This is a genomic window from Chryseobacterium sp. MHB01 (genome assembly GCF_034651565.1).
Classification (GTDB): domain Bacteria; phylum Bacteroidota; class Bacteroidia; order Flavobacteriales; family Weeksellaceae; genus Chryseobacterium; species Chryseobacterium nepalense.
Genome location: NZ_JAYEDA010000012.1, coordinates 31,700 through 53,258, shown reverse-complemented (window position 1 = coordinate 53,258; position 21,559 = coordinate 31,700). Strand labels below are relative to the sequence as shown.

Here is a 21,559-nt window from a genome sequence, read left to right as displayed (position 1 = left end):
ATTAATTTATTCTTTATTTTAGTCTCATTAATTTAATTTAGATGAAAAAACTTTCATATACGCTTTTATTTGCTTCAGGATTGGTTTTCGGCCAGTTTTTCGAGACAGGTAAAACTTTTACGAAACAGGACACTTTGAAAGGTTCAGATACGGCATTCAGAAATTTCTGGGATGTAAAGAAGTACGACCTTTCCGTGGAACCGGATTTTGAAGCGAAAAGCATAAAGGGCTATAATAAAATCAGCTTTGAAATCACTAAAGATATTAAAAATCCTACGTTTCAGATAGATCTTCAGCAGCCTATGAAAGCTGATAAAGTGCAAGCAAGCTTTCCCATGGCAGAATATAAACAGGAAGGTGATTTTATCTGGATTAAATCTGATAAAGCATTTAAAAAAGGAGAAAAATATACGGTTGATATTACCTATTCAGGAAATCCGAGAATCGCGAGAAATGCGCCGTGGGACGGAGGATGGATATTTACCAAAGACGAAAAAGGAAATCCGTGGATGAGTGTTGCCGATGAAGGCATTGGAGCATCCATCTGGCTTCCTACCAAAGATATCTGGAGTGATGAACCCGAAAACGGGATTGTTATGAAAATCATTACGCCGAAAGATCTGGTTGGTGTTGGAAACGGAAGGCTCATCAGTAAAAAACCGGAAGGTGATAAAACCGCTTATACATGGGAAGTTAAAAATCCGATCAATGCGTATTCTATTATTCCCAACATCGGAAAATATGTCAATTTTAAAGATACTTTCAAAGGAGAAAAAGGCAAGCTGGATCTTGATTACTGGGTAATCGATTATAATCTTGATAAAGCTAAAAAACAGTTTCAGCAGGTAAAACCGATGCTTTCTGCGTTTGAATACTGGTTTGGTCCGTATCCTTTTTATGAGGATTCTTACAAACTTGTAGAGTCGCCTTATCTCGGTATGGAGCACCAGAGTAATGTAGCCTACGGAAACGGATATACAAACGGATATCTCGGAAATGATCTTTCAGGAACCGGTGTCGGGCTAAACTGGGATTACATCATTATCCACGAAAGCGGCCATGAGTGGTTTGCCAACAATATCACGGCAAAAGATCAGGCAGACATGTGGGTACACGAAGGATTTACCATGTATTCCGAGGTTCTCTTCACAGAAAAGTTTATGGATAAAAAATCTGCAGACCTTTATATGCAGGGAATTCATAAAACCGTAAGCAACGATATTCCGATCATCGGAAAATACGGCGTGCGAAATGAGGGCAGCGGCGATATGTACCCTAAAGGAGCAAGCATGCTGCACACCATTCGCCAGGTAATCAATAATGATGAAAAGTTCAGGGAGATTTTAAGAGGAATCAACAAAGATTTTTATCATCAGACGGTAACCACACAACAAATTGAAAATTATATTTCAAAAAAATCGGGAATTGATTTTTCAAGCGTATTCAACCAATATCTGAGATCTGTAAAAGTTCCTGTTCTTGAATATGAACAAAAAGGAGAAGAGCTGAAGTTCAGGTATACTAATGTGGTTAAAAATTTCAGTTTACCTATAAGTATCGACAGTGATCTTACCATTAATCCTACCGAACAATGGCAAACCATAAAAATGAAGAAAGAAAATCCGGTACAATTCAATAAAAATTATTATATCAGGTATAAAAAAGTACAATAATAAAACACAGCAAAGGACAAATCTTTTAATAAAGAATTTGTCTTTTTTTTATAAAAAATTTAACAGACGCGGTGTAACAAATACAGATTTTCAACAACTATTTAACTATAATTTTAAACTCAATGAAAAAAATAGCACTTAGCTTAGGCGTTTTAACTACGTTTCTGATGAATGCCCAGTCGATTAAAACTACAATCGATCTAGTGAACGTAAAAGACGATAAAGTGGCCGTAACCATGGAATTTCCGAAGATGAAATCCGGAGATGTAAAGTTTCACTTTCCAAAAACGGTACCCGGAACCTATTCTGTAGATGATTACGGAAGATTTGTGGAAGGCATTAAATTTTTAGACAACAAAGGAAAAGAAATTGCATTTACAAAAGTCAATGACAATACCTATGCTCTAAAGAATGCACAGAATCTATCTAAAGTCACCTATCTGGTAAACGATAGTTTCGATGATGAAATGGATACTTCAAAGCACAAGGCTGTTTTTTCGCCATCCGGAACGGACATTGAAGCAGGGAAGATTTACCTCATCAACACCCACGGATTTGTCGGATACATCGACAATATGCAGGATGTTCCTTATCAGCTGGTGATTCAGAAGCCGGCAGATTTTTATGGGACAACGGCTTTGGTAGACCAGGACCAATCGGATGCTACAGATACCTTTACGCTGGCCAATTATGCAAAAGTTACCGATTCACCATTGATGTACACCAAACCTGATTATATTACCTTCAATGCAGGAGGTATGGATCTGGTATTGGGAGTGTACTCACCTTCCGGGAAATATAAAGCTGCAGATTTTAAAGATAATCTTGAAAAAATGGTGGTTGCCCAAAAGAAATTCCTGGGTGATATGAATACCAATAAAAAATACGCGATCATGCTGTATCTTGCGGGTGGAGACGGACCTCAGATCAAAGGATTCGGAGCGCTGGAACATCATGAATCGACCAGTGTTGTGCTTCCTGAAATGATGCCGAAAGAAGCAATCGACAAAACCATTACCGACGTCGTTTCGCATGAGTTTTTTCATACCGTAAATCCATTGAAAACGCATTCTGAAGAAATCCATTACTTTGATTACGCAGATCCGAAAATGTCTCAGCATCTATGGATGTATGAAGGCGGAACGGAATATTTCGCCAACCTTTTCCAGATCCAGGAAGGGCTTATTACCAGAGATGAATTCCTTCAGAGAATGAATGAAAAAATCACCAACTCAAAGAACTACAACGACACCATGCCTTTCACGGTGATGAGTAAAAATGTTCTTCTGGACGAATACAAGGACCAGTACAGAAATGTTTATGAAAAAGGAGCACTTCTTGCCATGTGTCTGGATATCGAGCTCAGAAAACTTTCTAACGGTGAAATGGGATATCGCGATATGATCAGAAAGCTGTCTCAGCGATTCGGTGAAAATAAGCCGTTCAAAGATGATAAACTTATTGATGAACTGGTTGCCGTAACAGGATATCCTCAGGTAAGAGATTTTTATAATAAATATATTGCAGGAAGCCAGCCGACTCCTTATGCACAATACCTTAATATGGTGGGTGTTGAACTGAAGAAGCAGGAAACGCCGCCGATTTTCTGGTTTATTAAAGATCCGAACCAGACAGGATATGACGAAAAAACAAATACTTTCGTGTTTGATGAAAGCTCTGCACTTTCACCTTTTGCAAAAAGCATTGGCTTCAAAATTACCGATAAGATCCTGGCTTTGGATGGGAAAACCATCAACATCCAGAACGTTCAGGATTTCATTAATTATTCCAAAACGATTAAAGAAGGCCAGAATGTAACGGTAACGGTTCTTAGGGACAACGGCGGGAAATCTGAAAAGATTGATCTTAAAGGTAAAGCGGTTCTTGATAAAATGACCATAGAAAATTTACAGTTTAAAGCTAACCCGACATCGGAAGAAAAGAAACTTCAGGATCAGTGGCTTACGGGAAAGAAGTAATATCAGTAAAATCAAATAATTAAAGCGGGGATTTTTTCTCCGCTTTTGTTTTGGATAAATACGGTCAATATTTTTTTCATCATGCTTTTTTAACTGTTATTCTAAAAGTCGTTCCTTTTCCCACTTCAGTCTGTGCAATTTTGATATCGCCTTTATGGTACTCCTGGACCACTCTTCTTGCAAGAGATAAACCTAACCCCCACCCGCGTTTTTTGGTAGAATAGCCGGGTTTAAAAGCATTCAGTGCCTGCTGTTTTGTCATGCCGCTTCCGGTATCCTGAACTTCCACTATAATGTTTTTATTTCTCTCGATTACCGAAATGGAAAGCGAACCTTCCCCTTTCATGGCATCAACAGCATTTTTCACCAGATTTTCAATCACCCAGCTCATCAGGATCTTATTGTGCGGTACGGAAATCGTATAGTTTGGAAGATGCAGCCCGAAATTAATTTTTCTGGAAATCCTTGTTTTCAGATAATCATAATTCTCCTGAATGGTTGCGTTAAAATCCGTATCATTTAATTCGGGAACAGAACCTATTTTGGAAAATCTCTCCGAAATGGTTTTTAATCGTTCAATATCTTTTTCAATTTCATGAATTCCTTCCGATTCGGGATCATCAAGCTTCATGATTTCCATCCAGCCGATCATTGATGATAAAGGAGTTCCGATCTGGTGTGCCGTTTCTTTCGCAAGTCCTGCCCAGAGATAGCCCTCATCCGTTTTCTTAATGGTCCTGAAAAACCAAAATGAAAACAGGAAATAACACAAAATAAAAAAGCCAAGAATGTATGGGGAATACCTAAGATTGTTTAGCAATGGAGAATTGTCATAAAACACGACCTGCTTATCTCCTTTTGCAATTTCAATTTCAATAGGAGGATAGCTCTTGCCCATTTTCTTTGCTAGAGCAACAATTTGACCGGAATTATTTTCAACATCTTTCGGCAGATTCTTATGTTCAATCACATTATCATTTTCATCTAAAATAATAACCGGAATGGTAGTATTTGAGCTGTAAATCTGTAAAAGCAATGCCTGAACTTCTAAATTAGGATTATCCACTTCCTGCTGAAATTTCAATGCACTTACTAAAATGTCAACTCTTTTAATTTCTTCCTTACGGAGAAAATTGATCAGAATGGTGGAGGCGATCACAATGGTCAGAACAACGATCGTCATCAGGACAAAAATGATCCAGTTATTCAGTCTTGCAAATATTGATTTTCTCAAAGCAGATTATTTTAAAACACTCAGGATTTTCTGCAGCTCTGTGCTTCCGCTTCCCTGATAATTATTGATGATAATTGAAAACACATATTTTTTTCCTTCTTTCGAAGTATGAAATCCTGCAAAAGATTTAGTGTCTCTCATGGTTCCGCTTTTCATTTTCATTCCGTTATCCTGAGTCGGGAAACCATCATAATAAGATTCGAACCAGGGCTGTTTTTTAGCATAAATCAGTGCCTGTACTTCGGCTCTTGCGGCTACATAATTCTGTGGGGAAAGTCCGCTTCCATCAGCAAAATTAATCATATTGGGATTAATTCCTTTCGATTTCCAGAATTCTTTCAGGAACGCTACACCGCTTTTAAAATTAGGATTTCCTTTTTTCTCTTTGCCTAAAGTTTTGATTAATGTTTCACCGTAAAGATTGATGCTCTTTCTTAAAAACCAATAGATGATCTTATCCAATGTTGGAGATTCGTAGGTGAAAATCATGTTATTTTTATGAAAAACTGATATTTTTTTCCCTTCAATTTCAAGCTGGGAGTTGGTAACGGTTTTTCCCGAAAGCTCAATTCCTGCCTGCTGCAGCCATTGTTTAATCTCTACACCAAGTTGTAACGGAGGATTGGGTGTAGCTCCTGAGACCGTTACTGTTTTGGAAGGCAATGTTCCGTTTATCAAAGCGACATTAGAATGTGGCGCGGTAAAAATCAGGCTTTGATCTGAGGTTCCGCCTACTTTCACGTCATTGAGCCATTTTACACCCTCCAAAGGATAAGAAAAACTTTTGAATTCATTTCCGTTGATATTGATGTCAAACTGGTTTTCGCGCCAGTTGACTCCCCAGACTCCTGCTCCGTAATAATTCCCGAGATCATCCCACGGCCAGCCTCCGGGAATTGTCTGGTGATCAAAATAAGAATCATCAATAACAAGATCCCCTGAAATTTTTGTGATGCCTGCTTTTTTTATGGCTTCTAAAAGCTGCTGTTTAAAATTTTCCGGTTTATACCCATCATATCTCCAGCTTCCGAGCGTTGGGTCCCCTGTTGAAGTGATAATAAAGTCTCCTTTCAGATTTCCTCCGGAAATATTTCCCGAATAACCAGCCGTCGTTTTATAGGTGTAGTTTTTACCTAATACTTCAAGAGCCGCTGCTGCAGTAAATATTTTTTGAGTAGAAGCTGTAGACAGTCCTTTGTTTCCCTGATAATCATAAATAAAATTTCCGTTTTCGTCCGCAACGTAAAATGATAAGTTTGATGACACGGCACCTGAAGAATTCATCAGATTCTTTGTAGCTTCATCAAGTTTTTGGGATATATCCTGGGCAAAAACAACCTGCACGGATAAAGTAAGGACAGCTAATATTTTTCTCATTCTTTAAGCTTATTTTCAGTCTATATAAAGAAAAATGATGATTACTGATGTACGACAAGTTCACCATGACATCACTATAATTCTTGCTGGTTAATAGCACGCAATAGAAATATCAGCATATACGGTTGAAATATCTTTTCATCAGAAATCAATTCAAATATAATTAAAAATAAATTACAGTTCTGTTCCGGGCTTGATCTCGTACGGTTCTTTATCTTTTTCGAAAATTCTGGTAAGCTCCGTTCCTTCAACGGTAATTTTATTATTTTTCCCTCTGATCCAGTTTCCTTCACGAAGTCCGACCACTTTAAGATCATTCTGTGTAAGAAATTCTTTAATTCGGGTTTCTCTTGTTTCACCGTTGTGTTTAAGTTCCGGATTCGGATCCAGATAATGCGGATTAATATTAAACGGAACGAGCCCCATACAATCAAAGCCTGGAGGATACACAATGGGCATATCGTTGGTGGTTTTCATGTTCCGTCCGCCGATATTGCTTCCGGCACTACAGCCAAGATAAGGTTTTCCGTTTTCAACATTATTTTTCAATATTGACATCAGGTTTTCTTCATGTAAAGTTTTAACCAACAGAAAAGTATTTCCGCCACCTGTGAAGAATCCTTTTGCATTATTCACTGCCGCTATTTTATCGTCAAATTCATGAAGCCCTTTTACTTTAATGTTGATTTTTTCAAAGAAAGAACATGCTTTTTGTGTATAATCCTCATGTGAAATGCCTCCCGGTCTGGCAAAAGGAATAAAAATAATTTCATCAATACCCTGAAAAAGGTTAGTGATTTCCTCTTTTAAATATTCCAGATAGTCTCCGCCAAAAAGTGTAGAAGTTGATGCTAATATGATATTCATCGGTATTAATGTCATTAAAAAGGTTAAAGTGACAAAGATAGTTTATATGTCATGAATCTAAAATTAATATAAAAGACCTAATTAACCCGTTAATTTTTTCAAAAAAAGCTTAAAGGTTCTAAAATATTAACTTTTATGGAATCATTATTGAATTTTATTATATGCAATTGAAAAATATTAGAATTATGAAAATGACTAAAATGAATATCAGAACCCTTCTTTTAGGTTTAATGCTGACAGGAGGTTTAGGTTTTGTGAGCGCACAAACGACTCAGACAGACAGCACGGCAGGTACAGCTAATACAACTGCAGCCACAGCAGCAAGTACTGCTCAGGCGTCTAATCCAACGATTGAAGCACTTAAAAAGCAAATAGAGGCTAATCCGAAGGATACAGAAGCTTTAGCTAAATTAGCAGGAGCATATCAGGAAGCTTCAGATTGGACTAATGCGATAGATACGTGGAAGAAAATATCAGTTCTTTTACCGGATTGGGCTCCATCGTATTACAGTCAGGCTTACGCCTATCAAAATGCGAAAGACGATGTCAATGCCAGATTGGCCTATGAAAAATATATAGCTACCGTAAAGCCTGAAGAGGTGGAACAGAATAAGAAAAACCTGGCATATGCGTACTTTTATGTAGCATTCTCAGAGCAGCAAACTGATCCGGCCAAGGCTAAAGAACATATTGCAAAATCATTGCAGTATGATCCAACCAATCAGGATGCCATCAAGCTGAGCCAAGCTTTAAATTCATAGTTATAATGTAAATCCGGAGAATCTTCTCCGGATTATTTTTTATCGGTTTATTTTCTTTCCGAAAAAATCAGTCTCTCCGTTTAGATACCGGATGATCTTTTCAATATTCCTTTTAACTGCGGTTTCCTTTTTAAGGTTATTGATGTAACGGATCAGTTCCAGCTTTGCGGAAGGAATAAGGTTTTCAAAATTTTGCAGCGCCAGAGGATTTTCATGAATGGTTTTATACAATTCAGGGTGTATGGAAACTGTTCTTTCGGACCTGTCAAACTCAACTGAGACTTCTATCATTTCACCAATTCTTTTCGGTGAATCCTTAAGCATCGTCAGGTTAATATATAACCTCCACTCTCCCAAATATTTCATTAAATTTTGCGTGAACGGCTTACCATTTACCTTTCCTTTTACCGGAATGGGACTTTTGCATTTTCCTGCAGCCTGAAATATCTCATTCAGGATATCCTCAGGCACAAAAACGAAAGGGTTGATCCCAATAATTTCAAGCCTGGCTGTAAATGGATTGTTTTGCATATTTTAAAGATACATTTTTATGGCTGTTTGTTCAGATAATTTCCTGAGTTTTTATTGTGTCTTCAGCCTAGCCTTAATTGAAGCAATTGTTTGAGCTCATTTTTATACTCATGGGTTGCGGCGGCTCCGCCGCCGCAACCCATGAGTATAAAAATAACGAGTGCGGAAAGCAAGAAAAAGCTTCAAAATAAAAAATAATATCGCTTTTCGATGCAATCAAATTGCTCCTTAAAAAATCATAAATACAATTCAACGGAGTCAAAAAGCTACCAATAAAAATATGAATACTTAAATTTCGATATTAATCTGATTAAAACAATTAAAATTTTCCACTCAGAATGGAATGTTTATCTTTGTATTAAATAAATCTGTAAAGACATGAAATTTTTTATTGACACTGCTAATTTAGAGCAAATTAAAGAAGCTAAAGATCTTGGAATTCTTGACGGCGTTACGACCAATCCTTCATTAATGGCAAAAGAGGGAATTCAGGGTGCTGAAGCGATCAGAAATCATTATAAAGCAATTTGCGAAATTGTTGATGGAGATATTTCTGCGGAAGTTCTTTCTACAACATATGAGGAAATGATTAAAGAAGGTGACGAATTGGCAGCCATCCACCCGAATATCGTGGTTAAAATCCCGATGATCAAAGACGGAATCAAAGCATTAAAGTATTTTTCAGATAAAGGTATCAGAACCAACTGTACGCTGATTTTTTCTCCCGGGCAGGCTCTTTTGGCAGCAAAAGCAGGTGCTACCTACGTCTCTCCTTTCCTGGGAAGACTTGACGATATTTCAACAGATGGATTAAATTTAATCCAGGAAATCAGACTGATTTTTGATAACTACATGTATGAGACTGAAATTTTAGCCGCGTCTATCCGTCATGCTATGCATATCATCGATTGTGCGAAGATTGGTGCTGATGTAATCACTTCACCGCTTCCTCCGATTTTGAGCCTTCTTAAGCATCCGCTTACCGATAACGGACTGGCTCAGTTTATTGCAGATTCTCAGAAACTGGCTTAATTTAATTATAATAAAAATCATTAGCGCGGAAACTTTGTTTCCGCGCTAATGATTTTACTGTTCAATATTTCTCACAGGTTTGCAGGGATTTCCTACTGCAACAACATTTTCCGGAATATCTTTAGTGACAACACTTCCTGCGCCGATTACGGCATTTTTTCCAATCGAAACCCCGGGAAGAACTACTACATTTCCACCGAACCAAACATTATCTGCTACCTGTATAGGATCCGCCGTTTCAAGGCCCTCATTGCGTTGTTTTACATCAATGGGATGGCTGGCCGTGTAAAAGCTGCAATTGGGCCCGATAAATACATTATCGCCAAAAGTAACTTTAGCACAATCCAGAATGACAAGATTATGATTGGCATAAAAATTTTCTCCTGCTTCGATATTGTAACCATAGTCGCACCAGAAGTGGGGTTCTATACAGATATTTTTGCCAGTCTTCCCTAATATCTTTTTCAATAATGATATTCTTGCCTCTGAGTCGGAATTTCTGAGCTGGTTATATTGCCCGCAAAGATCTTTCGCAGCAATCCTTTCCTGTATGAGCTCCTGATCATAATTGGCATTGTATAAAAGTCTGTTCGCACATTTCTCTTTTTCTGTCATATCTTGTGATGTATATTGGTTTTAAGTCTAAAGATAGCAAAACAAAAACAGGATGAAAATATTCCATCCTGCTTTTAAAACAATTTATAATTTATTTTACTAAATCCAGCTCAATAGGATTACTATCCTTTTTTTGATTTTCTTTAGCGCTTTTTTCTATCAGTTTATAAACATCATTCATAGTTGTTTCTTCTGCTTGTTTTGTGCCATTACCATTCGTTATAATTTTTGTTGAAATATTTGCATTACTTCCAAAACTATTAAGTAATTGTTTCAAACCAAGTGAAGGGTCTTTATTGTAATCTTCCGAAAGTTTTTTAAACTTTTCTTTTGTTACTTCAATTTCATTTCCATTGATTACAGAAGCTAAATTATCAGGAATATCCTCTTCACGATCACCTCCCTGAACGGCTTTATTTCCCATTAAAGTTATTATATGTGAAACAGTAGCATCTTCTATCTTTATTATAAGACCCGGCAATCCGTAAAATTTGTAAGGTCCGTCCTGAAAAGGAATTTCTGTTGTAAACCATGCAGTCCATTGTCTGCCTCCGAAATTTGTTGTGGCTTTCTGCGTATTGTACTCACCAATTTTTTGTTTATCCGGGAAAATTTTCCAGACTATCTTCTGGTCTTCTAAAACTTTATAAGTATCAATAGAAAGGGCTTCTATAATATATGTTTTATAATCTGGATATTTTTTTATTACTTTATAATCTTTTTTTCCTATAGTGAATAACTTAGTTTCATTCTTATCTATTTTGTAACTTTTATAATTCCCGTATTCTTTTGTTATTTTATCTTTTATTTCATTTTCAAAATCCGAATCAGATATATCCTTTTTCAAAGAATCTACTATTTGGCGATGCTTATCTTTGTAGTAATAAGAACCATTTTTCTTATCTATATCCAGTACCATGAGATCTCTTTTGACATCCGATTTATCATTGATATCCGGAATATATTTATATTCATAAAAAAAGCGGTTGATTTGCGCATTAATGCAGACGCTTAAAAGCATAAAAAGTAAAACATTTTTTTTCATAATTGTGCAATTTTTAAACTTTATCAATGATTTCTAATTCATATCTATTGACAAGGTTCAGATTAAAAATTAATTTATTTAGTTATTTATTTGATTTAAAAAATATTATTGGAATTTTTATTTGATCAAAAATAAGAAAAATCTTAATTACTTACCAGATCCGGTTCAATGGGATTATTGTTTTTTGCAAGAGATTCTTTGGTTCTTTTTTCCATTTCGCGGAATACCTGATTGGGATCTGATATTTCTTTGCCGTCTGCCGTTCTTACCTTAAAACTTACTCTTGTATTATCACCACCATTTCTCATCATCATTTCTCTCATGTTTTTAGAAGGATCATTTACATAATCTTTCCATAATTTTTTATATTGGGATTTCGAAATTTCAAGCTCTTTCCCTCCGATTCCCATAATTTTTACATTACCGGGAACGTCCATTTCTGTTTCTGAAACCGGAGCTGCCATTTTCTTATTTCCTACAAGGGTCATAACATGAGAACCTGTAGTATCTTCAAGTTTTACAATAAGCCCCGGCAGTCCATAAAATTTGTATGGTCCGTCCTGAAAAGGGATATCTGTGCTGAACCATGCAACCCATTCCCTTCCGCCATAGCTGGTGGTCGCTTTTTGGGCATTGTACGCTCCTATTTTCTGTTTTTCGGGAAGTATTTTCCATTCCGGTTTCTGATCTTCCTTTACTTTATACTGATCCATGGAAATCCTTGTGAAAAGATAGGTTTTAAAATCGGGATAGCTTTTTGTCACTTTATATCCAACCATTCCCTGATTGTCCCTTCTGCTGATATTGATATTTCCGCCACCGCTTTTAATCTGCTTCTGCACTTCAGCCATAGAGGTGGAATCGGCTACAAACTTATCTCTGCTGTAATAATTTGAGCCTTTCTGATCAATATCCAACAGCATCATTTCTTTTTTTACATCCTCTTTGTTATTGGAATCAGGTATAAATTTGTATTCGTAGAAAAATCGGTTGACTTGTGCACCGGCTGTAATGCTTATGAACAGGAGAAAAAGACTGATATTTTTCATAGTATATTATTTTTTTAAAAAGCTCTGTCAATATTTATTGTTTTTATTAACAGAGCTGATGGGAACTTTCTATTTTTTTGTTTCGATTCTTACCTCTCCGGTCGTTTTTCCGTCCGTATTACTCTTATTGATATTCACACTTCTGATGGATTCCGGTTTTAGGGCTTCCATCTGTTCTTTTGTGGATTCTTTCCCGTCAATATAAATCTTCAGTTCTTCAATACCTTTTGTATTTTTAAATCCTGAAGTAATAATAGATGTACCGTTGTTACTGAATTTTATATTATCGGCATTGATTTTTAATACCCGATCCCCGGGAACCGTTCTGAAGGTATTGCTATAAATAAAAGGTCTTCTTCCGCCTTCCAACGCTCTTCTTTCTGCTTCCAGTTTTGCCCTTTCACCTTCCAGCTTCGCTCTTTTTTCTTCCAGCCTTGCACGTTCTTTATCAAGCTTAGCTCTTTTTTTGGCAGTTGCAGCAGATTCTTTTGCTTTTTCTGAGGATCTGAAAGCCATATCGGATTCAGGAGTCCATTTCATATCCCCGGTAGTTTTAAATTTATAGACTTTAACTTTCGGGGCATCCGGGGGTGCGGGAACATCAGGAAATTCAATATTCATTTCCGGAATTTCAGGCATGTCAAATTCATATTTAAAATCTTTAACCTCCTTCAATACATCTTTAAATTCTTTGGAGTTAAAATACTCATCAAATTTCATATCTTTTCCATCGATTTTAATGACCATTGCAGAATTAAGAAAATCTTTAGAACTTGCTATTTTTCCGATTTCACCGGATAGTTTTCCGATCTCTTCAAGATTTTTATTGTATTCATTACTTTCCGGCTTAAAATTTTTCAGAGCCTCAGTTCTTTCCTGAATCTTTTTGCTCAGCTCGGCAATTTTCCTGTCATCATCTGATTTTCTGTATACTTTTGGAGTAACTATGGTTTTATTTTCAGATGATTTTGGAGAAATAGTGTCTTTTTTAACAATACTCTTATTTTCTTCTTTGATTTGAGAAACGGCCTTCTCAATCTCCATATTCGTTGCTTTAATTTCCTGGTTTTTAGCATTTACCAGATAAGCAAAAGCTACTGAAAATACAACCGGCAACGCAAAAATTCTACGCGCATACCCGAATTTTGTTTTAGGTTTTTGTAACATTTTTAATCGTTTTTTTAAATTAGAACTTAAAAACGGACTGGTGGCAGGCAACTGGTTTCCGGAAAAGTGGCTTGCTAAAAGCATCTGCGCAAATGCTTTGGTGTCCGATTGTTTTACGGCTTTTTTATCAGCCAGATATTCGTGAATTAAACTAATTTCTTTTTTAATGAGATGAAAGAACGGATTGAACCAGAAGACAGACGTAATAATTTCCATAAAGATTTTATCGAATGAATGTTTCTGTTCGATGTGAACCATTTCGTGTTTCAAAATCTGCTTTCCGACATCTGAATTCAACATAATTGAATTTTTCCAGAAAAGATTTTTAAAGTATGAAAAAGGCGCTTCACTAAGGTTGGTATGGTAAAAGTTGATTCCGTCAAAGCTTTCCTTATGAAACTGACTTTTCAACCGGTGGATTCTGAAAATCCCGTAGATCAATCTTCCTAAAAAATAGAAAGAAACCAGCCCCAAAGCTGAAAAAATAATTCTAAAATAAGTGGAATCATGGGTTGCATTTTTATTGTTAAAATTCTGTACGGTATCTATTAATTTATAGATATCATTACTCACCTCGATAGTAAAATCTTCAACTTTCACTAACGGCAGCAGCAGTGATATGAGCATCGCAGACAAAAGATAAAATCTGTTGTAATGATGAAATGTCCTGTCTTTTAAAGACAATTTATAATACAAAAACATTACACCGGAACATAAAATAACTTTCCCAAAATATAGAAGTACAGTTTCCATAGCCTATCAGTTTTTCTTTTTAAGTTCGTGCAGCAGCATTTCAAGATCTTCCACAGTCATTTCATTCTTTTCTACCAGAAATGAAACGGCGCTTTTATAAGAACCCTTGAAATAATTTTTAACCAGACTTTTTATTGTTTTTCCGGAGTACTGCTCTTTGGATACCAGTGGAAAATACTCATGCTGCCTTCCGTACACATGATAATCAACAAATTCTTTTTCCTTTAAAACTTTAAGAATTGTGGAAACGGTATTTGTATGAGGTTTCGGTTCGGGAAAAAGATCGAGGACATCTTTCAGAAATCCTTTTTCGAGTTTCCATAAATACTGCATTACCTGCTCTTCTGCCTTAGTTAACGTCTGAATTTTCATACATTTTTCATTTATCATTGATTGTGATACGATTCAATTTCAATATCACTAAGAAATTAGTTATACAAATGTAGAAATTTTTCCTGTCCAAACAACTACTTTTTTAGTGATAACAAAGATTATTTCATAATTAACTGAAAATCAATACTATAATTTTTATTAAAATTTGTTAAATTTTTAACTCCTGCAATTTATCAGACAATTAATATTCATTAAAAAGAAAAATTTTCATTTAAATTCTTAAAACTTGTTAAATTTTATTAAATAAAATTAAAATGAATTTGTCTTAACTCAGAAAATATATTTATTTTAGTGCTTTAAAAATTTCTCATGAAAAGATATAATTTGTTATTTGTACTATTACTCCTGATTTTTAATGTGACCAATGCCCAGAAAAAGGGTACTCCAGCAGCAGATTTCAGTGCGATAGGTGAAGCGAAAACCAAGATTGAAAATACAGTTCCTTTAGTTATCAAACATTTAAAAGAGATCAGCGAAAAAGAAAATGACCCTGCAATCCTTACCAACGGAACCAATGCATTAGCAAAGGAATATGGAAAAGTAGAACTGGAATGGCGTCTTTACAGAGGAAACATGAACAACTGTATCCTCAACAATTCTTCAAAAAAAGCTAAAAAATGCATGGAGTATCATAACTCAATGTTCAGAGGCACCCTTATCAATTACAACAACTATATTACAAACCTTACCAGAAAGAATGGTTATCTTGGAGTAGAAGGTGATACAAAATTTGAATTGAATCCTTCTGAAGTAACTACAAAACTAAGCGAATCCTATTTCAATGGAAATGACGCTGCCAACAGAATGAAAGGGAATCAGAAAAAAGAATTTTTAAGTCAGACTACAGCAGACGACAATGCACTTAAGCCTTTTAATCAGCTTACAGTAGAGTAATCAATCTGCTTTTAAACAATATTCCCGCTTCTAAAGGCGGGATTTTTTTTGCCCTTTGTATAAATTAGGGTATGGCATAATAATTAGTACCATTCTAATAATAATACGAAAAAGATGAGCACATTAAAAAAAGGAGATATGGTACGATGGAATTCCAGCAATGGAGAAACTCATGGCGCCATCACAAAAGTCCACACCAAAGATTTTGTATTTATGAACAGGCAACGGAGAGCTTCCGAAGATGAACCGCAGTATGAAGTAATGAGCGAAAAAACAGGAAAATCCGCTGTACATAAAGCATCAGCATTAAAGAAAATGTAAAGGCCACAAATTTGCGGCCTTTACATCTATACTATTATTTTATTTTATCATAAATAAATTTGGTAACAATTGCTCCGAAGAGATAATAGGCAACCGTCATTATTTTTTTCTGATTATTCTCGGCAACCGGTGTATCATCCAGTCCGAGTTTTTCAGGAAGCGCAACTGCGCCAAGTCCCATTAAAACTCCGGAAGCTACATTAAAACCGGTAGTCGCTGTTGCGGCGTAATACATTCCGTTTCCAATAACATCCCCTGCCAATGTTGCAGCATACAGCTGATCATGATTGGTAACTTTTGCGTCTACTTTATCCAATGCTTTGTTTAAAGCTTCTTCTCCCACTTTATTAATCTCGGGAACATTATCGAAATTTTTTCTGATGGCTTCGTGCAGAAGGCTTAGCGCTACGGCACCGCCTAAACCTGCCAGGATTTTTTTATACATACTATTATCATTTAAATGGTGTAATAGTCTATCTGCATAAATTAAGCCATTGGGAAAACAAAAAGTACCATATAAAAATAAAAAGAGTATTGCCTGTTGACAATACTCTCTGTAGTAGCGGGAACCGGACTCGAACCGATGACCTTCGGGTTATGAGCCCGACGAGCTACCTACTGCTCCATCCCGCGGTGTATTTTTTAAAACGCCACCACAGCGTTCTTAGTAGCGGGGACACGACTCGAACGTGCGACCTTCGGGTTATGAGCCCGACGAGCTACCTACTGCTCCACCCCGCGGTATATTTTTTGTAACGTTACCGATAACGTCAATCTTAGTAGCGGGAACCGGACTCGAACCGATGACCTTCGGGTTATGAGCCCGACGAGCTACCTACTGCTCCATCCCGCGATATTGGATTGCAAATATACGACAATTTTTTGAAAATCCTAATTTTTCTTTTAAATAAAGGACTTTCACCAAAACTATTTTAATATTTGTATCTTTGAACTATGGCAAAAATATTGAGAATTTATCCCGAAAACCCTCAGGAAAATCTTATTAATGAGGTTATTAAAACTTTAAATAATGGCGGACTGATCATTTACCCGTCCGATACAGTGTATGCGCTGGGCTGTAATATTTTTGACATTAAAGCCATGGAAAAGCTTGCACAGATTAAAAAAATGAAGCTGGAGAAAGCCCAGTTCTCAATAATTTGTAATGACCTGAGCCATCTTTCAGATTTTACGCGGCCTATTGATACTTCTGTGTTCAGGTTCCTTAAAAGTCATCTTCCCGGTCCGTTTACTTTTATTCTGGATGCCAATAAAAGCCTTCCTTTGGCTTACAAAGGACATAAAACCATTGGTATCCGTGTCCCGGATCATCCGATTCCCCAGCTGATTGTGGAAAAATTAGGACATCCCATTGCATCAACGTCTATAAAAGATGATGACGAAATCATTGAATATTCTACCGACCCGGAACTGATCGCCGAAAAATATGATCATCTGGTAGACATTGTTATTGATTCCGGATACGGGGATAATGTAGCGTCTACGATTGTAGATCTTACTTCCGGAGAACCGGAACTGATCCGACAGGGAAAAGGGATCATTTAAAAACGATTTTAAATTATAAAGTTTAAACAATTTATTATTTACTGATATTCACATATCTGTATTTTAACTATGAAAATACTTACCTCACCTGCCAAATTGATGAATACCGAAAATACTACGGATCTGCTGAAAACAACAGTTCCGAAATTCATTGATGATGCAGCTTACATACAGTCTTATCTCAAAGAAAAATCACCGAAATACCTTTCAGAGTTGATGGAAATTTCAACCAAGCTGGCGGATGAAAACTGGGAAAGGAACCAGAAATGGAAAGCAAAACCTACGGCAAAAGAATCTGCTCCGGCACTCTATGCCTTTACCGGTGAGGTCTACAGGGGTTTAGATTCCAAAACACTGGATAAAAATGCGGTGGATTACCTGCAGAAAAACCACAGGATTCTTTCCGGCTTATACGGGCTGCTGAGGCCTTCGGATAAAGTCATGCTGTATCGTTTGGAAATGGGACGGCCATTTGAATTTGAAAATTATAAAAATCTATACGAATTCTGGAAAGAGAAAATCACAGATCAGCTGAATGCTGAAATGAAAAAGAATGAAATTCTTCTTAATCTGGCCAGCAATGAATATTTTAAAGTGGTTGACCGGAAAAAGCTCAATCATACAGTTATTGATTTTGACTTCTATGAATTAAAGGACGGAAAACCAAAAACCATCGTCGTATATACCAAACATGCCAGAGGAATGGTAGTACGCTTCTGTGCTGAAACCAATGCTAAAACGCTGAATGATGTTAAAGCATTTAATTACGAAGGCTACAGAATCGATGAAGATAAATCAACAGATACCAAACTGGTTTTTACAAGATAAATGACGATTTCAGAATATAAAAAACATTTTAAAACAGAGCTTTCCGGATTGTATACCGATTCCGAAAACGCTTTTTTAAGTTTCATTTTTATTGAAAAAATTACAGGATTTAATTCTTTTTACCAGAGAAGATTCTCAAATCAGGAACTGTTGCTTGATGATGAGAAAAAGCTGTCTGAAGTTCTTTCTGAATTAAAAACAGGCAAGCCTTACCAATATATCCTGGGTGAAACGGAATTTCACGGAATGTCTTTTTTTGTGAATGAACATGTCCTTATTCCCCGGCCGGAAACGGAAGAATTGCTGGAATTGGCTATAAAAAAAATTCATGCCTCAGCATTACCAATTGAAAGCATGAAAATCCTCGACATCGGAACGGGAAGTGGAATTATTCCTCTGGTTTTGAAGAAACACTTTCCTGATGCTAAAGTTTCTTCTGTTGATTATTCTGAAAAAGCTCTGGAAGTGGCAAAAAAGAACGCTGATTTCCATCAACTGAACATCAATTTCATCCATGCCGATTACCTTAATTTTGTCCTGGAAGAACAATTTGATGTGATCATTTCCAATCCGCCCTATATCGGAATTGATGAACAGGACGAAATTGAAGATTCCGTAAAAGGTTTTGAACCGGAAATGGCGCTCTTTTCGCCGACCTCAGACGCCCTGATTTTTTACCGGAAAATTGCTGAAGATGCTCAAAAACAATTAGCAGAGAATGGATTATTATTTCTTGAAATCAATCAAAAATTGGGTCCTGAAACGCTGGAGTTGTACGCCAAAGATTTTGCAGAAGCAGAACTGATAAAAGATTTATCCGGAAATGACCGGTTTATTTTTGGAAGAAAGTAATAAAACCAAATTTAATTGAAATCAAAATACACGATACCGGCACTGCCAGAATTACAGAAGTTATTTCGGAGATAACAATTATTAATTCTTCCCTAGAAGCACTGGATCTTTGAATATTACCGGTCCAAACAAAATAATTTTGACAATTTCTCATATTTTAAGCATAATTAACACATTAAACACATTTATTTTGCAAAAAAATAAAAAAAAATCAAATTTTATTTTTCATTATTAAATTTTTATTTTTAGTTTTAGCGCTTCAATATTGATAACTCACTGAATATTTTTGTTTGTGCACAAAACAACTATATTAAAATTCCCTATGTCAGGGCTTATATGGCATAAAATTTTTAAATAAAAAAATTAACAGAATGAAAAAATTAACAGGAATGAAGAAAAGATTTTCTTAATTAGAAAACAAAAGATTAAAAAGTTTAGATTCGATATTTGGAGGGTCACCAGGTTTTACAAATGATTTTTGGTCACAATCTTTCAATTAGTCAATGGAATTGTTCGGATATTGACACTTATGTAGATTGTTTACACGTTCAACGTCAAGAGTGTTTAACAGATGATTGCGCTGATTCAACTATTATTACAAAATAATAAAAAAATTACTGTCCTATTTTCATAGGACAGTTTTAAAATATATTGTTTCTTCATGATACTCTCAACCATTTCTTTTAACTCTACACATGATTAAAAACCTATTTTTCTTTATTAGTTTACTTATTTTCTTTTCCTGTCAAATAAAAAAACAAAATCATATTAACTATTTAAATAAGGTAAATGATATTGATAATATATATAGACTAAAAAATGATACACTTACAGCAATTGAAAAATATAGAAAATTATTTAAAAAATATCCTCCCCATAATTCCCATCTAATTAATGAGTTTCAAACTTATATTACCCTCTCTGATAAACGTAATGAAAATTTTGGAGGCAAAGAAAGTTTATATAAACTAATTCCATTGATCGCTCCCAATTGGAAGTACAATAAGTATGACAAGTACCTAATCTCAATCTTTAAAAAATATGATATCGATAGTATTGAATTAGAAAATCGTATAACTACCTGGAAAAAAAGTCTTAATAAGAAATTAGTAGATTCATTTTCTATAGCTTTCTTTCGAAATCAGGAATTTCGAACACCTAAATACATTGAAAAATTGCAAACTATTAATGATAAAAAAAATTCGGAATTATTTCTTTGGACATTTAATAATTTTGGCTTTCCATCAGTTAATACAATAGGACTGTGGGGAAATAATGATATTTTTATGCCTATGGGGAATATTTTGAATCATATGGCAGGATTAGATAACAAAAATTACAACTATTTTAAAGAGAAGATTTATGAATATGTGAAACAAGGAGAATGTACTCCAGAAGATTATGCAGAAATGATTGATAAGAGAGCTTTTATTGAGGGTAAAGAATGTGTTTATTGTAATGTCAGCAATTCAAATATCAAAGACAGTTTACAAATCAATAAAAATCGAAGGGATATTGGTCTACCAAGTCTTAAGCACAGCCGAAAAATTAACTCCGATTATTTAAAAAAATTAAAATGATACTTATAATTTCAGAAAATAATGAAAGGACCACAAATGAAGTTATACGTTGGCTTATTTCATTTGGAAAAAAATTTATTCGTGTTCATGAAGATGAGATTTTTACAATTAGAATAAAAGAAAAACGCATATATATTGAAAGTAATAGAAACTGTTTTTTTATTGATGAAATTACACATGTATGGTATAGAAGAGGCGGATTAAAATTTACAAGAAAAAAATATGACAACTTTGCCGTAGATCTTCATATGAATGAACACCAGCACTGGTTAGAAAATTATGTGAGAAATTATCTCGAAAATAAAAGTCATATTAATAAAGAAACTAATTATCATGTTAATAAATTGACTATTTTAAACACTGCAAAAGATATTGGTTTTGACGTTCCTGAATACTTTTTAGCAGAAACTACTGATGATATAGATGTTGATAAATATATAATTAAGCCTATTGCGGGTAATGGTATATTAAAGTTTGAAGAATATTATGGAGTTATGTATACTTCAATGGTTAAGAATAAAGAAAAAGAAGATTTTTATATTACTTTTTTTCAAGAAAATATTGAAAAAGATTTCGAGATAAGATCATTTTATTTAAACGGAAGAATTTGGTCTATGGCAATATTTTCGCAAAATGATAATCAAACAAAAATAGATTATCGCAAATACAATAAGCAAAAGCCTAATAGAAATGTCAGGTATAACCTTCCAAAAAATATTGAGGAAAAAATTAAAGCTTTAATGAATAAACTGGATTTAAATTCCGGTTCTATTGATTTTATTAAGAGTAATAACAATATTTATTTTTTAGAAGTAAATCCTATTGGACAATTTGGAAATGTTTCATTTTATTGTAATTACAATTTAGATTATGAAATTGCAAGAACTTTATGAAAAAAATTATTAACGAAAAAAACTTGCTCCCACTTACATTTAAGTATATTGAATTTTCAAAAAAAATGGTCAAGGTCAAAAGTAAATCTACCTTAACATTTTTTGTTGAATGTGAAAAATTTCAGACAGAATACCTTATTAGAAAAAGA

At 35.1% G+C, this 21,559-nt stretch carries 21 protein-coding genes and 3 tRNA genes; 11 read left to right on the top strand and 13 right to left on the bottom strand.

The window, feature by feature from the left end:
* The first annotated feature begins 41 nt into the window (after positions 1 to 41).
* A complete protein-coding gene (locus tag U9K52_RS17290; RefSeq protein ID WP_322927526.1) occupies positions 42 to 1,673 on the top strand; it encodes a M1 family metallopeptidase in 1,632 nt (543 codons plus the stop codon).
* A 122-nt stretch (positions 1,674 to 1,795) separates the two neighbouring features.
* Complete coding sequence (locus U9K52_RS17285) at positions 1,796 to 3,652, top strand: PDZ domain-containing protein (RefSeq protein WP_322927525.1); 1,857 nt, start codon at positions 1,796 to 1,798, stop codon at positions 3,650 to 3,652.
* Between the two features lie 79 nt (positions 3,653 to 3,731).
* On the opposite strand, the gene U9K52_RS17280 is transcribed toward U9K52_RS17285, so the two are convergent.
* From U9K52_RS17280 to pepE, 3 genes are all read right to left on the bottom strand, one after another.
* Positions 3,732 to 4,886: a HAMP domain-containing sensor histidine kinase gene (locus U9K52_RS17280; protein ID WP_322927524.1), complete on the bottom strand. Its 1,155-nt coding sequence runs from the start codon at positions 4,884 to 4,886 to the stop codon at positions 3,732 to 3,734.
* Positions 4,887 to 4,892: 6 nt separating this feature from the next.
* Positions 4,893 to 6,263 (bottom strand): D-alanyl-D-alanine carboxypeptidase/D-alanyl-D-alanine-endopeptidase, encoded by a 1,371-nt coding sequence (dacB, locus tag U9K52_RS17275; protein WP_322927523.1) that lies wholly within the window; start codon positions 6,261 to 6,263, stop codon positions 4,893 to 4,895.
* A gap of 174 nt (positions 6,264 to 6,437) precedes the next feature.
* Positions 6,438 to 7,130 (bottom strand): dipeptidase PepE, encoded by a 693-nt coding sequence (gene pepE / locus U9K52_RS17270; RefSeq protein ID WP_322927522.1) that lies wholly within the window; start codon positions 7,128 to 7,130, stop codon positions 6,438 to 6,440.
* A 200-nt stretch (positions 7,131 to 7,330) separates the two neighbouring features.
* Between pepE and U9K52_RS17265 the strand changes: the two genes are divergently transcribed.
* Entirely contained in the window at positions 7,331 to 7,891 is a 561-nt protein-coding gene (locus U9K52_RS17265; RefSeq protein WP_322927520.1) for a hypothetical protein, read from the top strand.
* 39 nt (positions 7,892 to 7,930) lie between these two features.
* Here U9K52_RS17265 and U9K52_RS17260 read toward each other — a convergent pair whose 3' ends face one another.
* Positions 7,931 to 8,422 (bottom strand): YdeI/OmpD-associated family protein, encoded by a 492-nt coding sequence (locus tag U9K52_RS17260; RefSeq protein ID WP_322927519.1) that lies wholly within the window; start codon positions 8,420 to 8,422, stop codon positions 7,931 to 7,933.
* Positions 8,423 to 8,800: 378 nt separating this feature from the next.
* On the opposite strand from U9K52_RS17260, the gene fsa reads away from it, so the two are divergent.
* Positions 8,801 to 9,454 carry a fructose-6-phosphate aldolase gene (gene fsa, locus U9K52_RS17255; RefSeq protein ID WP_248393708.1) on the top strand — a complete coding sequence of 218 codons (654 nt, stop codon included), beginning with the start codon at positions 8,801 to 8,803 and terminating at the stop codon, positions 9,452 to 9,454.
* A gap of 54 nt (positions 9,455 to 9,508) precedes the next feature.
* On the opposite strand, the gene U9K52_RS17250 is transcribed toward fsa, so the two are convergent.
* The 5 genes from U9K52_RS17250 to U9K52_RS17230 form a co-directional block, all read right to left on the bottom strand.
* Entirely contained in the window at positions 9,509 to 10,069 is a 561-nt protein-coding gene (locus U9K52_RS17250; RefSeq protein ID WP_322927518.1) for a sugar O-acetyltransferase, read from the bottom strand.
* A 91-nt stretch (positions 10,070 to 10,160) separates the two neighbouring features.
* Positions 10,161 to 11,114 carry a GLPGLI family protein gene (locus U9K52_RS17245; RefSeq protein ID WP_322927517.1) on the bottom strand — a complete coding sequence of 318 codons (954 nt, stop codon included), beginning with the start codon at positions 11,112 to 11,114 and terminating at the stop codon, positions 10,161 to 10,163.
* Between the two features lie 143 nt (positions 11,115 to 11,257).
* Positions 11,258 to 12,163 (bottom strand): GLPGLI family protein, encoded by a 906-nt coding sequence (locus U9K52_RS17240; protein WP_312173673.1) that lies wholly within the window; start codon positions 12,161 to 12,163, stop codon positions 11,258 to 11,260.
* A gap of 69 nt (positions 12,164 to 12,232) precedes the next feature.
* Positions 12,233 to 14,083: a M56 family metallopeptidase gene (locus tag U9K52_RS17235; RefSeq protein ID WP_263602917.1), complete on the bottom strand. Its 1,851-nt coding sequence runs from the start codon at positions 14,081 to 14,083 to the stop codon at positions 12,233 to 12,235.
* Positions 14,084 to 14,089: 6 nt separating this feature from the next.
* On the bottom strand, positions 14,090 to 14,455 hold the full coding sequence (locus tag U9K52_RS17230) for a BlaI/MecI/CopY family transcriptional regulator (RefSeq protein WP_072885664.1): 366 nt from the start codon (positions 14,453 to 14,455) through the stop codon (positions 14,090 to 14,092).
* A 330-nt stretch (positions 14,456 to 14,785) separates the two neighbouring features.
* Between U9K52_RS17230 and U9K52_RS17225 the strand changes: the two genes are divergently transcribed.
* Positions 14,786 to 15,370, top strand: a complete 585-nt coding sequence (locus U9K52_RS17225; protein WP_263602916.1) for a hypothetical protein — start codon at positions 14,786 to 14,788, stop codon at positions 15,368 to 15,370.
* Positions 15,371 to 15,484: 114 nt separating this feature from the next.
* Positions 15,485 to 15,691, top strand: coding sequence for a DUF2945 domain-containing protein (locus U9K52_RS17220; protein ID WP_263602915.1), 207 nt, complete (start codon positions 15,485 to 15,487; stop codon positions 15,689 to 15,691).
* 34 nt (positions 15,692 to 15,725) lie between these two features.
* Here U9K52_RS17220 and U9K52_RS17215 read toward each other — a convergent pair whose 3' ends face one another.
* The 4 genes from U9K52_RS17215 to U9K52_RS17200 all read right to left on the bottom strand — a co-directional run bounded on the left by U9K52_RS17215 (position 15,726) and on the right by U9K52_RS17200 (position 16,544).
* Entirely contained in the window at positions 15,726 to 16,136 is a 411-nt protein-coding gene (locus U9K52_RS17215; protein ID WP_066437456.1) for a hypothetical protein, read from the bottom strand.
* Between the two features lie 115 nt (positions 16,137 to 16,251).
* Positions 16,252 to 16,324: transfer RNA gene (locus tag U9K52_RS17210), tRNA-Met, on the bottom strand.
* A 35-nt stretch (positions 16,325 to 16,359) separates the two neighbouring features.
* Positions 16,360 to 16,432, bottom strand: a tRNA-Met gene (locus U9K52_RS17205).
* A gap of 39 nt (positions 16,433 to 16,471) precedes the next feature.
* Positions 16,472 to 16,544 (bottom strand) — tRNA-Met (locus U9K52_RS17200).
* Positions 16,545 to 16,645: 101 nt separating this feature from the next.
* Between U9K52_RS17200 and U9K52_RS17195 the strand changes: the two genes are divergently transcribed.
* The 5 genes from U9K52_RS17195 (at position 16,646) to gwsG (ending at position 21,410) form a co-directional block, all read left to right on the top strand.
* Positions 16,646 to 17,257 carry an L-threonylcarbamoyladenylate synthase gene (locus U9K52_RS17195; RefSeq protein ID WP_248393716.1) on the top strand — a complete coding sequence of 204 codons (612 nt, stop codon included), beginning with the start codon at positions 16,646 to 16,648 and terminating at the stop codon, positions 17,255 to 17,257.
* A gap of 69 nt (positions 17,258 to 17,326) precedes the next feature.
* Complete coding sequence (gene yaaA, locus U9K52_RS17190; protein ID WP_263602914.1) at positions 17,327 to 18,085, top strand: peroxide stress protein YaaA; 759 nt, start codon at positions 17,327 to 17,329, stop codon at positions 18,083 to 18,085.
* Complete coding sequence (gene prmC / locus U9K52_RS17185; RefSeq protein ID WP_322927514.1) at positions 18,086 to 18,937, top strand: peptide chain release factor N(5)-glutamine methyltransferase; 852 nt, start codon at positions 18,086 to 18,088, stop codon at positions 18,935 to 18,937. It abuts the gene before it with no gap.
* Positions 18,938 to 19,632: 695 nt separating this feature from the next.
* Positions 19,633 to 20,517, top strand: coding sequence for a hypothetical protein (locus U9K52_RS17180; RefSeq protein ID WP_322927513.1), 885 nt, complete (start codon positions 19,633 to 19,635; stop codon positions 20,515 to 20,517).
* Complete coding sequence (gwsG, locus tag U9K52_RS17175; RefSeq protein ID WP_322927512.1) at positions 20,514 to 21,410, top strand: grasp-with-spasm system ATP-grasp peptide maturase; 897 nt, start codon at positions 20,514 to 20,516, stop codon at positions 21,408 to 21,410. Before U9K52_RS17180 ends, gwsG begins: the two co-directional genes overlap by 4 nt.
* Positions 21,411 to 21,559: the final 149 nt, after the last annotated feature.

Excerpts from the sequence above, each read along its gene's own strand:
- U9K52_RS17290 (WP_322927526.1), top strand. The coding sequence starts at position 42 with ATGAAAAAACTTTCATATACGCTTTTATTTGCTTCAGGATTGGTTTTC.
- U9K52_RS17285 (WP_322927525.1), top strand. The coding sequence starts at position 1,796 with ATGAAAAAAATAGCACTTAGCTTAGGCGTTTTAACTACGTTTCTGATG.
- dacB (WP_322927523.1), bottom strand. The coding sequence starts at position 6,263 with ATGAGAAAAATATTAGCTGTCCTTACTTTATCCGTGCAGGTTGTTTTT.
- pepE (WP_322927522.1), bottom strand. The coding sequence starts at position 7,130 with ATGAATATCATATTAGCATCAACTTCTACACTTTTTGGCGGAGACTAT.
- U9K52_RS17265 (WP_322927520.1), top strand. The coding sequence starts at position 7,331 with ATGAATATCAGAACCCTTCTTTTAGGTTTAATGCTGACAGGAGGTTTA.
- U9K52_RS17260 (WP_322927519.1), bottom strand. The coding sequence starts at position 8,422 with ATGCAAAACAATCCATTTACAGCCAGGCTTGAAATTATTGGGATCAAC.
- fsa (WP_248393708.1), top strand. The coding sequence starts at position 8,801 with ATGAAATTTTTTATTGACACTGCTAATTTAGAGCAAATTAAAGAAGCT.
- U9K52_RS17250 (WP_322927518.1), bottom strand. The coding sequence starts at position 10,069 with ATGACAGAAAAAGAGAAATGTGCGAACAGACTTTTATACAATGCCAAT.
- U9K52_RS17245 (WP_322927517.1), bottom strand. The coding sequence starts at position 11,114 with ATGAAAAAAAATGTTTTACTTTTTATGCTTTTAAGCGTCTGCATTAAT.
- U9K52_RS17240 (WP_312173673.1), bottom strand. The coding sequence starts at position 12,163 with ATGAAAAATATCAGTCTTTTTCTCCTGTTCATAAGCATTACAGCCGGT.
- U9K52_RS17235 (WP_263602917.1), bottom strand. The coding sequence starts at position 14,083 with ATGGAAACTGTACTTCTATATTTTGGGAAAGTTATTTTATGTTCCGGT.
- U9K52_RS17230 (WP_072885664.1), bottom strand. The coding sequence starts at position 14,455 with ATGAAAATTCAGACGTTAACTAAGGCAGAAGAGCAGGTAATGCAGTAT.
- U9K52_RS17225 (WP_263602916.1), top strand. The coding sequence starts at position 14,786 with ATGAAAAGATATAATTTGTTATTTGTACTATTACTCCTGATTTTTAAT.
- U9K52_RS17220 (WP_263602915.1), top strand. The coding sequence starts at position 15,485 with ATGAGCACATTAAAAAAAGGAGATATGGTACGATGGAATTCCAGCAAT.
- U9K52_RS17215 (WP_066437456.1), bottom strand. The coding sequence starts at position 16,136 with ATGTATAAAAAAATCCTGGCAGGTTTAGGCGGTGCCGTAGCGCTAAGC.
- U9K52_RS17195 (WP_248393716.1), top strand. The coding sequence starts at position 16,646 with ATGGCAAAAATATTGAGAATTTATCCCGAAAACCCTCAGGAAAATCTT.
- yaaA (WP_263602914.1), top strand. The coding sequence starts at position 17,327 with ATGAAAATACTTACCTCACCTGCCAAATTGATGAATACCGAAAATACT.
- prmC (WP_322927514.1), top strand. The coding sequence starts at position 18,086 with ATGACGATTTCAGAATATAAAAAACATTTTAAAACAGAGCTTTCCGGA.
- U9K52_RS17180 (WP_322927513.1), top strand. The coding sequence starts at position 19,633 with ATGATTAAAAACCTATTTTTCTTTATTAGTTTACTTATTTTCTTTTCC.
- gwsG (WP_322927512.1), top strand. The coding sequence starts at position 20,514 with ATGATACTTATAATTTCAGAAAATAATGAAAGGACCACAAATGAAGTT.